Source organism: Arthrobacter sp. MDT2-34-1 (assembly GCF_059091365.1).
Map to the genome: position 1 here is coordinate 1 of NZ_JBNHGO010000060.1, position 851 is coordinate 851.

Genomic DNA, 851 nt, shown 5'->3' on the forward strand with positions numbered 1-851 from the left:
GGGCCCGGATCCCGCGGACCAACGACTACCTGCAGGCCGGGCAGCGCTTCCAGCTGATGGAGGACTGGGAGAAGGACGACCTGGTGCTCAACTTCACCACGCTGATCGGCCAGGCCGACCGCCGGGTGCAGGAACGCATGGTCTGGCACTTCTTCATGGCCGATGACGAGCTGGGCAAGCGCGTCGGCGACGGACTGGGCATCTCCGCCGACGACGTCAAGGACCTGGGGCCGCTGGCCACGCAGACGCTCTCCGAGGCGGAACTGGAGCGAGTCAAGAACCTGGGCAACAACGGACCGCGGAATGTCGAAGGCCTGAAGATGACGCACTGCGTGCCGAACGAGCGGGTGGTGGTGCAGCGATAGGCCGCGTCTCCGGTCGGCGCGCCTTGCCGAACAAACCGGCCCTCGCTAGCCTTAACGACGCCATTAGGTTGCTCCTACTACCCCTCCTATGAGGGGAGATCGGCAGTCCACCATGGACTTTCCAGAAACCCACCCCGCCGGCAACAGCCCCGTCCCGGGCGGTGGTGCCGGCGCGGACGATATGGCCCGCGCAGCCGAAGCCAGGCCCGATTTCCACAACCTCTCGGTCGAGGAATCCGTGGCAAAACAGGGAGCATGCGCGCGGATCCACGTGCCGACCGGCCGGGTCTGCACCCTGCCGCACAAGCATTCCGGCTCCTGCCACTTCGTCCCACCGGAGGAAGTTCAGGGAAGCCTGCAGCGGGACCATGCCGGCGGCACCCCCTAGCCGGCCATAGCAACAGGAGGACGACGGCGAAACCTCAGGTGCCGCCGTCGTCCTCCTGTATGCCGGTGCCGGTCAGTAGCGGTCCGGATCGCGCCCGA

Annotated in this window: 2 protein-coding genes; both read left to right on the forward strand. The window is 67.0% G+C overall.

Translation table 11 applies throughout. The features are described from left to right. A partial coding sequence (locus AC5RVV_RS17585; RefSeq protein ID WP_494002640.1) for a catalase-related domain-containing protein occupies positions 1-365 on the forward strand: 365 nt, incomplete at its 5' end. A 112-nt stretch (positions 366-477) separates the two neighbouring features. Continuing rightward, positions 478-753, forward strand: coding sequence for a hypothetical protein (locus AC5RVV_RS17590; protein ID WP_494002641.1), 276 nt, complete (start codon positions 478-480; stop codon positions 751-753). Positions 754-851: the final 98 nt, after the last annotated feature.